This window comes from Blautia intestinihominis (assembly GCF_040096655.1).
Classification (GTDB): domain Bacteria; phylum Bacillota; class Clostridia; order Lachnospirales; family Lachnospiraceae; genus Blautia_A; species Blautia_A intestinihominis.
The window spans coordinates 1-10,625 of the sequence record NZ_JBBMEI010000095.1 but is presented as its reverse complement, the minus strand read 5'-3'; the positions used below and the strand labels follow the sequence as shown (position 1 = coordinate 10,625).

10 protein-coding genes, 1 tRNA gene and 2 pseudogenes are annotated in these 10,625 nt (G+C 45.7%); 5 read left to right on the top strand and 8 right to left on the bottom strand.

Annotation, left to right across the window (positions count from 1 at the left end; genetic code table 11):
* On the top strand, positions 1-154 hold a 154-nt coding region (locus WMO75_RS17425; protein ID WP_349078603.1), incomplete at its 5' end, for a P-II family nitrogen regulator.
* Positions 155-239: 85 nt separating this feature from the next.
* Here the strand turns inward: WMO75_RS17425 and WMO75_RS17420 are convergent.
* From WMO75_RS17420 to WMO75_RS17410, 3 genes and pseudogenes are all read right to left on the bottom strand, one after another.
* Positions 240-893 (bottom strand): trimeric intracellular cation channel family protein, encoded by a 654-nt coding sequence (locus tag WMO75_RS17420; RefSeq protein ID WP_022214745.1) that lies wholly within the window; start codon positions 891-893, stop codon positions 240-242.
* Positions 894-923: 30 nt separating this feature from the next.
* Positions 924-2,552 (bottom strand): N-acyl-D-amino-acid deacylase family protein, encoded by a 1,629-nt coding sequence (locus tag WMO75_RS17415; RefSeq protein WP_303223019.1) that lies wholly within the window; start codon positions 2,550-2,552, stop codon positions 924-926.
* Between the two features lie 249 nt (positions 2,553-2,801).
* Positions 2,802-2,984: pseudogene (locus WMO75_RS17410) on the bottom strand (flavodoxin); the annotation flags it as partial.
* Positions 2,985-3,136: 152 nt separating this feature from the next.
* Here WMO75_RS17410 and WMO75_RS17405 point away from each other — a divergent pair.
* From WMO75_RS17405 to WMO75_RS17395, 3 genes and pseudogenes are all read left to right on the top strand, one after another.
* Positions 3,137-4,102 carry a P1 family peptidase gene (locus WMO75_RS17405; RefSeq protein ID WP_173905382.1) on the top strand — a complete coding sequence of 322 codons (966 nt, stop codon included), beginning with the start codon at positions 3,137-3,139 and terminating at the stop codon, positions 4,100-4,102.
* A 31-nt stretch (positions 4,103-4,133) separates the two neighbouring features.
* Positions 4,134-4,273 (top strand): annotated as a pseudogene (locus WMO75_RS17400) (MerR family transcriptional regulator); the annotation flags it as partial.
* A gap of 30 nt (positions 4,274-4,303) precedes the next feature.
* Positions 4,304-4,582, top strand: coding sequence for a MerR family transcriptional regulator (locus tag WMO75_RS17395; protein WP_334301244.1), 279 nt, complete (start codon positions 4,304-4,306; stop codon positions 4,580-4,582).
* A gap of 141 nt (positions 4,583-4,723) precedes the next feature.
* On the opposite strand, the gene ttdB is transcribed toward WMO75_RS17395, so the two are convergent.
* From ttdB to WMO75_RS17380, 3 genes are all read right to left on the bottom strand, one after another.
* The gene (gene ttdB / locus WMO75_RS17390) at positions 4,724-5,350 is read right to left on the bottom strand and encodes a L(+)-tartrate dehydratase subunit beta (protein WP_022214740.1); all 627 of its coding nucleotides are present in this window, start codon (positions 5,348-5,350) and stop codon (positions 4,724-4,726) included.
* Positions 5,350-6,249 (bottom strand): L(+)-tartrate dehydratase subunit alpha, encoded by a 900-nt coding sequence (ttdA, locus tag WMO75_RS17385; RefSeq protein WP_022214739.1) that lies wholly within the window; start codon positions 6,247-6,249, stop codon positions 5,350-5,352. The genes ttdB and ttdA overlap by 1 nt, the downstream gene beginning before the upstream one ends.
* A gap of 85 nt (positions 6,250-6,334) precedes the next feature.
* A complete protein-coding gene (locus tag WMO75_RS17380) occupies positions 6,335-7,600 on the bottom strand; it encodes an SLC13 family permease (RefSeq protein WP_349078598.1) in 1,266 nt (421 codons plus the stop codon).
* 229 nt (positions 7,601-7,829) lie between these two features.
* Between WMO75_RS17380 and WMO75_RS17375 the strand changes: the two genes are divergently transcribed.
* Positions 7,830-8,696 (top strand): LysR family transcriptional regulator, encoded by an 867-nt coding sequence (locus WMO75_RS17375; RefSeq protein WP_022214736.1) that lies wholly within the window; start codon positions 7,830-7,832, stop codon positions 8,694-8,696.
* A 57-nt stretch (positions 8,697-8,753) separates the two neighbouring features.
* Here WMO75_RS17375 and WMO75_RS17370 read toward each other — a convergent pair whose 3' ends face one another.
* Both WMO75_RS17370 and WMO75_RS17365 read right to left on the bottom strand, forming a co-directional pair.
* Entirely contained in the window at positions 8,754-10,184 is a 1,431-nt protein-coding gene (locus WMO75_RS17370; protein ID WP_303223018.1) for an alanine/glycine:cation symporter family protein, read from the bottom strand.
* 188 nt (positions 10,185-10,372) lie between these two features.
* Positions 10,373-10,443, bottom strand: a tRNA-Trp gene (locus WMO75_RS17365).
* Positions 10,444-10,625: the final 182 nt, after the last annotated feature.

Below are 10,625 nucleotides of genomic sequence, written 5' to 3'. Positions count from 1 at the left end.
GGTAAGAACCGTCATCGAAACAGCCAAGAAAACACTTCACACCGGTCAGTACGGCGATGGAAAAGTCTTCGTATATGATATCGAAAACGTTGTCAAGATCCGTACCGGTGAGGAAGGATTTGAAGCACTTCAGGATACTCAGCCGCTGGAATAAGATTCCCCCGGCAGTATTAATAGATTTTCCTCTAAGCAAAAGCAGCTCTTCTTTCTGTGTAGAAGGGCTGCTTTTCTGTCGTCTTTTATTCTTCTCTTGTAAGTTTTGGCAAATTCCACCGGTAATGCGCTGCCAGATAACGGATCAGTATTACCACCGCTGAGGCTCCCACCATCGCTGCGACTGCCCCAAAATTCCGGTACAGTACCACACAGACGATTGCTCCGACGATAGACGCGCATGCATAAATATGGCGCACCAGGATATACGGCGGCACACCTGCCATGACATCACGGAGAAGTCCTCCGCCGACACCTGTGACGGTGCCAAGGAACACCAGCAGGAAAGTATAATCCATATATCCATGGGCGATCCCTGTATTCACACCTACCACAGTAAAGATTCCAAGCCCGATTGAGTCCATGACAAGCATTACTTTGTCATAAGTCTCCCTGTTATGTCCCTGAAGGAGTTCCTTCTTAAGATACAGGATCATAAAAACAACACAGGATGTGACCGTTGCGACGACCGTATAAACCGGATGCTGGAACATTGCCGGCGGCACGATCCCGAGGATCACATCACGCACTGCCCCTCCTCCTACAGCTGTCGTGACTCCCAGCACGATCACACCAAAAATATCCATTGCCCGATCTACCGCAACCATGGCACCGGATGCCGCAAAAGCGATCGTCCCGACCATTTCCATAATAAATGTAATGAGCTGCTGATAATCCATAACTTCCCTCTCCAATTCCCCTTTATTTGTTTACTTTCTCACAAGAACTTCTCCGCTTCCTGTGTTTGTCCATCTGTCATCCCTGACTGCGATCTTCCCTCCTGTCAGAACGTAGTCAAATCCCTCGCAGAACTGATCCGGATCATCAAAATCTGCTTTCACCTTGAGATTCTCCAGATGGAAAATATTGATATCTGCTGCCTTCCCTGCCTCCAGAACGCCACGGTCCAGATGCAGAGGTTTCGCTGCTCTTCCTGTCATCTTGTAGACAGCCTCCTCGATCGTAAAGATCTGTCTGTCACGCACATAGTCCGTAAGCACCTTCGGAAATGCGGCATAAACCCTCGGATGATATTTGCCACCTGCCGGATAGATCGCATCTGAGATCAGATTTGCATATTCATCCTTCAGAAAATGCAGCATGTCTTCTTCCGATGCGATCGTGTCAAGCATTGTGACCTGACAGTTTTCTTCGATCAGAATGTCATACAGTGTATCATACGGATCATTTCCTGTAAAGTCTGCGATCTCCTGGATCGTTTTTCCTGCATAGGCTTTGTATTTCTCTGTATGGAGCGTGCTTGCATAGATCTGGTCAAAACCTGCCAGTTCCACGATATTTTCGAATTCATCAGATGGTGTTTTGAGGACTTCTGTCAGATGTTTACGGTATGTTCTGTCCTTCAGTCTCCGGATGATTTCATCCGTACCGCCTTTCTGGCATTCCGGTGGAAGCACATGCACGAGCTGTGTGGAACCTGTCAGATACGGATACAGGTCAAAATCAAGCTGCACACCCTCTGCCCTCGCCTGTGCAAAAAGCCGGAGGGCTTCTTCACATTTCGTTCCCCAGTTTTTCTTTCCGATGCATTTCACATGACTGATGTGCAGCGGGATATGAAGTGCCTTTGCTGCATGGAGGACTTCTTTCTGTGATTCGATCAGACTGTCGCCTTCGCTGCGCACATGCGTCGTGATCGGGATCCCGGTATCTTTGAGCGGACTTAAGACTTCGATCAGGCTTTTTTCATCGTATTCAAATTCCGGCGCATAGGCAATACCAAGACTGATACCGAGTGCTCCTGCGTCCAGGCTCTCCTCGATCTGCTTCCAGGCTGTTCTTAATTCTTCTTTCGTCAAACTTCCTGTCCTGTAGCCGGCTGCACAGGCACGGATCGTTCCGTTTCCCGCGAGCATTCCTGTATTCACGCTCCGCTTCGTCGCTTTCAGGGCATCCATATAGGCGTGGAAGAACTCTGCTGCCGGGCAGCTTTTGTCTTCCTTTATATATTTCTCCGGCGGATTTCCGGTAACGCTACTGATAAAACCAAGAATCTCCTTCTGATGTTCTGTTCCGACCGGTGCGACCGAAAGGCCGCAGTTTCCATTCACAACTGTCGTAAGTCCCTGACGGTTCAGAAGTTCATCGTCACCGTTTTCCAGTGCCTGCCAGTCTCCATGTCTGTGGATGTCAATAAATCCCGGCGTCACATAGCCACCCTTCGCATCCAGGATCCGCTCCGTCGGAAAATCAGAAGGAAACTCCGTCGTCTTTGTGATTTCTTTGATCCGGCTTCCTTCTATTATGATATTGCCCTCAAAAGGAGCCTCGTTTTTTCCATTTACGATCTTTCCATTACAGATGATATAATCTGCCATTTTGCTCACCTCTGCCGTCATTATAACCGTAATCATGTATTCTTGCAATTGGATATTGCAAAAACTTTTTATTTGCCAAAAATATTTTTATATTGTTATAAAAAAGCAGAAAAAAGCGATACACACCCGCTTCCTTTAAGAAACAGGCTATATCGCTCTGTCTGTGATCGTGTATTTTATTGTGAGTATCACATTCCCAGGGAATCTGCCCATGCTTTGAGAGCATTCTTGTCCGCACTTCCGAAACGTTTGCCTTCTTTCCAGTTGGCAGATGGTGCGGCTCTTTTTGTTCATCCAGTCAAGGTCTGCATTGGTGTACGGTACTGCAGGCTGGATTTCAAAAAGATCTGCTCCTGTAACTTCTGCCAGGGCTTTTGCCATCTTTGCTGTTACTCCGCTTGCTGAAAAATATGCTACTAATTTCTTTGCCATGATAAAGTTTCCTCCATTCTGTTTGACATTAAAATTTTAATTTGTTACTATGAGTATAACACTTAAACCTGACTTTAGGTCAATGCCTTTAGGTAAAATATAGAGTAAATTCCGGTTTTATTTTACGGTTTTACAGATTATGGAGGAATGTAATGGACGTTATCAGTATCAAAGACTTTCCGGGGATCCGCATTGGAAATGCACAGAATGTCGATGGAGGAACAGGATGTACCGTTATCCTGAGCGAAGGCGGCATGTGCGCGGGACTTGATGTCCGCGGGGGCGGTCCTGCTTCGAGGGAAAGCGAACTTCTCAAGCCGCTTGCCAATGCACAGACGATCCACGCCGTACTCTTTGGTGGAGGAAGTGCATTCGGGCTGGATGCCGGCGGCGGTGTCATGCAGTTCCTGGAAGAAAAGGACATCGGTTTTGATGTAGGCGTGACTAAGGTACCGCTTGTCTGCCAGTCGGATCTTTTTGACCTGACCGTAGCTGATCCACACTGCCGCCCGGATAAGGCGATGGGATATGAAGCCTGTAAGAATGCTTATCTTGACAATTACCAGGATGGAAACTTCGGTGCAGGTACAGGAGCAACCGTCGGTAAATTTAAGGGGATGGATTTCTGCATGAAATCCGGCATCGGAAGTTACGCCGTGCAGATCGGTGAGCTTAAAGTCGGCGCGATCGTTGCGGTAAATGCACTTGGTGATATTTACGATCACCACTCTGGCAGGATCATCGCCGGTCTACTCAATGAAGACCGTAATTCTTTTGCTGATTCTGCGAAACTGCTCTATCAGTCTTATGAAGTACGCGAAAACAAATTTACAGGAAATACTACGATCGGTACCATCATCACCAATGCAAAATTCGACAAAAGCCAGCTCTGCAAGATCGCCGGTATGACACACAATGGCTATGCCCGCTCCATCCGTCCGGTGCACACTTCTGCTGACGGCGACAGTATCTACGCCCTTTCCGTCGGAACCGTTGCTGCAGACTGCGATATGGTCGGCACGCTTGCAGCCGATGTCATGTCAGAAGCGATCCTCTGTGCTGTTCGTAGTGCGAAGTCCGCTTATGGTTATCCTGCGCTTCGCGATCTTAACTTTTAATCGAAATATCTGAATTCAGGAGGTTTTTATTATGTATTCTATCGGAGAAGTATCTGAAATGTTTGACCTGCCGGTCTCCACGCTCCGCTACTATGACAAGGAGGGCTTTTTCCGGATATGATGCGTGTCTCCGGGGTCCGCAAATTCAGCGACCGCGAACTAGAGACTCTGCGTGTCATCGAATGCCTCAAAAAATCCGGCATGGAGATCAAGGACATCCACCAGTTCATCGAATGGTGTGCCATGGGAAAGGAAACTTACCCGCAGCGCCGTGCCATGTTCCAGCGTCAGCGTCAGAATATCGAGGCAGAAATTGAGCGTATGAACCAAGCACTTGATATGCTGAAATACAAATGCTGGTTTTATGACCAGGTAATGAAAGGTGTCAGCGAAGATCAGCTTCATGCGATGATCCCGGATTCTATGCCGGAAGAGATCCAGGTAGCCTACGCTCACGCCCACGAAACAAAATCCGCATAAAATTTTTATTCATAAGCAGCACAAAAGCCATACTCCGGGATCATGGCAGTAATCCTTCGGTATGGCTTTTGTTATGGCAAAATTTTGATTTACTTATTAAGTACGTTACTTATATGTGTCTGAACATTTAATTCTAAGGAATTATTTGATAAAGCTTACGTGCTTACAGATTTCTTCTACTGCTTTATCTTTTCTCTGGTTGAAGATCACTTTGTTCTCTTCGAAGAGGTTACGTCCTTCTGTGTCGATGGATACGATCAGAGGTCCGAATTCTTTGACACGGCAGTGCCACAGTGTCTCAGGCATTCCGAGGTCTCTCCACTGAGCATCTACGATCTCTTCTACTTCTGTTGCTGCTACAACTGCGTTTCCAGCCGGGAATACACAGTGGATCGCACCGAATTCTTTGCATGCACGCTCTGTGTTTTCTTTCATACCACCCTTACCGATGATAACACGAACGCCTGTCTCTCTTACGAATTCGTATTCAAATTTTTCCATACGCATACTGGTTGTCGGTCCTACAGATACCATTTCGAACTTATCATTTTCCAGTGGACGGATGATCGGGCCAGCGTGGAAAATTGCTGCATCTCTTACGTTTACAGGAAGTTCACGGCCTTCTTCAACAAGACGTCTGTGAGCAACGTCACGACAGGTTGTCATGCTTCCGTTTAAGTATACGATATCTCCTGCATGGATATCCTTCAGATCTTCTGCTGAGATCGGTGTTGTTAAAATTTTCTTTCCATCTTTCATTTCCAGCATTATAAAGTCACCCCCGAATGTGTTGTGATTGTGTAGTTAAGGTCTTTATCAAAGATAATATGTCCACGTCTGTGGGACCAGCATCCAACGTTTACGGCTACACCGATGGTGGATGGATGTCTTGCTGTGTTTTCGATGTGAACACCCATTACGGAATATTTACCGCCCATACCCTGAGGTCCAAGGCCGATCGCATTGATACCGTCTTCGAGCAGTTTTTCCATGGATGCAGCACGCTCGTTTTCGTTGTGGCTTCCAAGCGGTCTCATAAGAGCTTTCTTGGAAAGCAGTGCAGCTGTTTCTACGGATGTTGCAACACCAACACCTACAAGGAGTGGCGGACAAGCATTTAAGCCATAAGATGTCATGACATCCATAACGAATTTTGTTACACCTTCGTAGCCTTCACCTGGCATCAGGACCATAGCTTTTCCCGGAAGAGTACATCCGCCACCGGCCATGTATGTGTAGATCTCGCATTTGTCGCTGTCCGGAACGATATCCCAGAATACGGTAGGAGTTCCTTTACCAACGTTTTTGCCTGTGTTGTACTCGTCAAATGTTTCTACACTGTTATGACGAAGTGGTGCTTCGAAAGTAGCTTTGACAACTGCTTCTTTGAGGAGTGCTTCCAGTTCTCCGATGAGCGGGAAGTTTGTTCCACATTTTACCCAGAACTGTAATACACCTGTATCCTGGCAGCTTGGTCTGTTGAGTTCTTTTGCCAGAACCTGGTTTCTCTGCATGGTCTGGTAAATTACTTTAGACAGCGGGCTGTCTTCTTTCTCTGCAAGTTCGTTGATCTTTGCCTTGATGTCGTCCGGCAGCACTTTACCAATATAGGAAACAAAGTTTGCCATATAAGTGGTAAGCTGCTCTACCTGTTCTTTCTTACCCATTTGTTTGTCCTCCTGGTTATTATAATTTTAAAGTTAATAATTGAGTTTGAGTTTATTTATCAAATTCCTTTCGCGTTTCTCATTCTCACGGGAAGAATGGGAAAGCGATCGGAAGAATGATCATACTTACGATTGTTGCGATGATGATGAGCGGGAATCCGGATTTTACATAGTCCATGAACTTGTATCCGCCGGCACCTACTACCATTGTGTTTGCTGGCATTCCGATCGGTGTTGCGTATGCGCAGGAACCGCCGATCACACATGCCATCAGTACTGCTCTCGGGTCAGCTCCCATTCCCTGTGCGATTGACAGGCAGATTGGAACCATAAGAGCGGTTGTTGCTGTGTTTGACATGAAGTTTGTCAGGATACAGCAGAGAATGAATACTACAAATGTCAGGATGTATGGAGATGGATTTTCACCAAGTGCTCCAATTACTTTGTTGGCGATCAGTTCACCGGCTCCTGTTTCCTGCAGTGCAGCTGCAAGAGAAAGTGTACCGCCAAAAAGGAAGATCGTCTTGAGATCGATGGATTTGAGTGCATCTTTCTCAGAGATAACTCCTGTGAGGATCAGAAGCAGTGCTCCGATTCCACCGGAAATACATAATTTAATACCAATTTTGTCTTCAAAGATCATTGCCAGCAGTGTCAGGATCAGGATGATCAGGGATAACCACTGTTTCCATGCCGGAACGTCGCTGAAATCTTTTTCTGTATCGAATGCTCCCTCATCTTTGACATCGTGATTTGGAAGAAGTCTGTAACCGATGGTTGCGTAGAACAGAATTCCTACGATCAAGATCGGAAGACCTACGATCGCATACTCGAAAAATCCGAATTTCATTCCAATTTCCTGAAGTGCACTCTGTACGATCAGGTTTCCTGGTGCTCCGATCAGAGAAAGGTTACCGCCCATAGCTGCTGCGAATACCAGCGGCATCAGGAGACGGGATCTCTTGTATCCGGATTTTGCTGCGATACCGATCACTACCGGGATCAGAACTGCGGCTGTACCTGTGTTGGATAAAACACCACTCATAAAACCTACGATCACCATGATCGCGATGATCAGCATTCTTTCTGATTTTGCAAATTTTGTTACAATACCTCCGACCTTGTTTGCCATGCCAGTTTCAAATAATGCCCCACCTACGATGAACATGGATACAAACAAGATGACATTACTGTCGATGAATCCTGCAAAAGCTGTTTTGACATCCAGGACTCCGGTTACGACAAGACCGATACAGACGATCATGGATGTAACTCCCAGCGGAATCTTCTCAAGTACGAACATGATTACCGCAAACAGGAGAAACAGCAGTGTAATTGTTGATGGACTCATTGCCACACCCTCCTACTTTTTTGTTATGTAATTTTTCAGTAATCGTTCGGCCGATTCATTACTGTTTTGTTATGAGCTTATTATATATAAAGGTTTCAGGATTGTACATTTATAAAAACATATGGTTCCATAAGAAAAAGTTATTGACTTTTTAGTATCAATAGCGTAGCCTTTTTGTTAATAATGAGAAACTTACCTGCTGATAAAAGCGATGGAGGAAAACGCGCTTATGAAATTAACTCAGTTAGAATACTTTTGTGTAGCGGCCCGGTATCACAATATTACCAAGGCTGCCAAGGAGCTTTTTGTGACTCAGCCTTCGATCTCCAATGCGATCAAGGCGCTGGAGGAGGAATTTGGTGTGAATCTTTTTTTCCGGAATAATAATAAGCTCACCCTCACACCGGAAGGCGAGCTCTTTTATAAGAGTGCAGAAGGACTTCTTGCGCATGCAGATTCTGTCGAGATGGAATTTCATGAATTAAGGAAAAAAATCACACCGATCCGCATCGGGATCCCGCCTATGCTGGGGACGATCTATCTGCCTGAATTGTATTTATCCCTGAAAGAAAATTTCCCGGAAGTCGATTTCCGGCTTTTTGAGTTTGGTTCTATCAAAGCGTGTGACCTTGTTTTGGAGGAAAAACTGGATATCGCGATCGTCAATGCGGAACAGCCTGCAATTGACAAATGTAATTCTCGCATTATTGATACAGAGGATCTTTATTTCTGTGTTGCACCAGATCATCCTCTTGCCGAACAGAAGACAATTCTTCTCACTATGCTCGCAAACGAACCTCTGATTCTCTTTAACACAGATTCTGTGCAGGTCATGACACTGACCCGGCAGTTCAAAGCAGTCGGTGTAACCCCGCGTGTTATCCTAAACACCAGCCAGATCACGACACTCATCAATATGGTCAAATCCGGTCATGTAGGAACCTTCCTGTATCGTTCTATTGTGGAAGCACATCCAGATATTGTCGGGATCCCGGTCATGCCATCGATTGAGCAGCGTATCGGTGTCATCTGGAAAAAAGGCAAATACCAGAACACCACTGCTGAAAAAGTGATCAAATACATAGAGAACTTCTGAATTTTTCCATAAAAAAAGATAGCCGAACTATTTATTGTCAGCTATCTTTTTTTATTGCTATTTCCAGGCTCCGGTCTCATCTTCGATTCCGAATTCTTTCGGATCGAAGGCTGGATCTTTGCCTTCTTTCTTTTGTTTTTCGTAATCTTTAAGAAGTGCGACGGCTTTTGGTGCGAGAAGTGCAATCGCAATGATGTTTGCCCATGCCATCAGGCCATAGCCGATATCGCCCATCGCCCATACTGCATCCGCATTTACAATGGCTCCCATGAATGATGCCGCAAGAAAAATTGCCCGTGCGATTGCAATGGCTTTCTTGCTGTTGCCGGTGAGATAACGGATATTGGACTCTGCCTGATAACAGTATCCCGTCATGGATGTGAATACGAACAATACAATGATGATCGCCAGCGCCTTGCCGCTCCAGCTTCCAAATGTGCTCATCAGCGCATGCTGTGTCCATTTGATTCCGGCTTCGATGCCGCCGGTCTGGCTCATTAGAAGATTTCCTGCACCATCGGTGACATCAAAGGTTCCTGTCAGAAGAACGATCAGTGCAGTTGAAGTTCCGATAAATAAAGTATCTACATAGATAGAAAATGACTGGATCAGTCCCTGTTTCACCGGATGGGAACATTCTGCCGCTGCGGACACAATCGCACCACATCCCATTCCAGCTTCATTTGAGTAAATTCCTCGTTTGACACCCCAGGAAACAGCAGATCCGAGAATACCGCCAAGTACTGCATGTACACCAAACGCAGACTGCACGATCATCAGAAGGATCCCCGGAAGTTTTGTGATATTCAGTCCGACAATGATCAGCGCTGCCAGAATATAGATCGCGCACATTGCCGGTGCCAGCATTTCCGCGATATGGGCAATACGTTTGATACTTCCATATACTACGATTCCAAGTACGATACAGCAGATCGCGCCCACAAGGATCTTATTTACAGAAAAAGCTTCCTCAAACACAGTTACCAGTGAGTTAATCTGCACACCCGGCATGAGGAATCCAGGTCCCAGAAAGGCAACTACTGCAAACACGACCGCATATGGTTTGCACTTCAGGCCTTTTTCTATGTAATATGCCGGGCCGCCGGTGAATTCTCCGTCAGGACTCTTGACTTTGTATGCCTGGGCAAGTGCCGATTCAACAAAGGCAGACGCTGCTCCGATCACAGCGATCATCCACATCCAGAAAACAGATCCCGGTCCGCCATAAAAGATCGCAGAAGCGACGCCGGCAATATTTCCCATACCTACGCGGGCACCTACTGTTGTAGCAAATGCCTGAAATGGAGTGATTCCGCTCTCACTCTCTTCTTTGGATGTCAGAAGTTTGACCATTTCTTTCACTAAGCGGATCTGTGGAAATTTAAGACGCAGTGACAGATAAAGTCCAACTCCAAGACACAAAACAACCAATACCATGCTCCAGACTATCGCATCCATCTGGTTTACAAACATTGAAAATTTCTCCATAAGCCCCTCTTTCCTAATACTATACTTTAATACTACTATATTACGCTAAATCGTGAAAAAGCGCAACGAAATATTGATATTATCTATGTTTTACTTTCTTTTTTTCTATATTTCTCCCGATATCTCATTTTTTCACAAAAAAAGAACAAAGAAGTTCTATTTAAAACTTCTTTGTTCTTCTTAAATAGCAGGGGATGAGAGAATCGAACTCCCACCAAAGGTTTTGGAGACCCCTATCATACCATTTGACCAATCCCCTAGAAAATTTATCGTACCTACAAAACTACATACATGTTGACTAAGCAATCGAATTTTAACCATGCTTCCGTTCGATAGCGGTCACCTCATGACCTTTCTCGAACTAGTTGGTCAAGCCCTCACCCTATTAGTAGCAGTCAGCTCCATGTGTTACCACACTTCCACCTCTGCCCTATCAACCTC

Bases quoted from the DNA above. Each gene is read 5' to 3' on its own strand.
- WMO75_RS17380 (WP_349078598.1), bottom strand. From the start codon at position 7,600: ATGAGTCCATCAACAATTACACTGCTGTTTCTCCTGTTTGCGGTAATC.
- WMO75_RS17415 (WP_303223019.1), bottom strand. From the start codon at position 2,552: ATGGCAGATTATATCATCTGTAATGGAAAGATCGTAAATGGAAAAAAC.
- WMO75_RS17420 (WP_022214745.1), bottom strand. From the start codon at position 893: ATGGATTATCAGCAGCTCATTACATTTATTATGGAAATGGTCGGGACG.
- ttdA (WP_022214739.1), bottom strand. From the start codon at position 6,249: ATGGGTAAGAAAGAACAGGTAGAGCAGCTTACCACTTATATGGCAAAC.
- WMO75_RS17370 (WP_303223018.1), bottom strand. From the start codon at position 10,184: ATGGAGAAATTTTCAATGTTTGTAAACCAGATGGATGCGATAGTCTGG.
- ttdB (WP_022214740.1), bottom strand. From the start codon at position 5,350: ATGCTGGAAATGAAAGATGGAAAGAAAATTTTAACAACACCGATCTCA.
- WMO75_RS17405 (WP_173905382.1), top strand. From the start codon at position 3,137: ATGGACGTTATCAGTATCAAAGACTTTCCGGGGATCCGCATTGGAAAT.
- WMO75_RS17395 (WP_334301244.1), top strand. From the start codon at position 4,304: ATGGAGATCAAGGACATCCACCAGTTCATCGAATGGTGTGCCATGGGA.
- WMO75_RS17375 (WP_022214736.1), top strand. From the start codon at position 7,830: ATGAAATTAACTCAGTTAGAATACTTTTGTGTAGCGGCCCGGTATCAC.